This is a genomic window from Acinetobacter lactucae (assembly GCF_013344765.1).
In the GTDB taxonomy this organism is placed as follows: Bacteria; Pseudomonadota; Gammaproteobacteria; order Pseudomonadales; family Moraxellaceae; genus Acinetobacter; species Acinetobacter lactucae_A.
On sequence record NZ_JABVBF010000463.1, the window covers coordinates 1 to 301 of the forward strand.

Below are 301 nucleotides of genomic sequence, written 5' to 3' on the forward strand. Positions count from 1 at the left end.
GGTGTGAACACCGCTGTCCAGGTGATGTTGTCTGTCGTAGTCAAGCCAGTCAAGCTACCACCTACGACCACGATGTCACTTGCATCAAAGCCTGTCACTGCCTCACTGAAGGTGAAGCTAATGTTCGCTGTTTCACCGGCTGCAAGAGCTAGATCATCAGTAGTAATTGCAAGCGTTGGCGCAACAGTGTCTACAACAAAACCATCTGTACCATCCAAGACATCGCCTGTACCCAAGTTACCTGCAAGGTCTGTATATGTACTATCAGCAACACTAATACTTGGTGCTGTACCTGTACCAT

Annotated in this window: 1 protein-coding gene; it reads right to left on the minus strand. The window is 48.2% G+C overall.

Translation table 11 applies throughout. The features are described 5' to 3' along the window. A partial coding sequence (locus tag HUN22_RS17855; protein ID WP_174732137.1) for an Ig-like domain-containing protein occupies positions 1-301 on the minus strand: 301 nt, incomplete at both ends.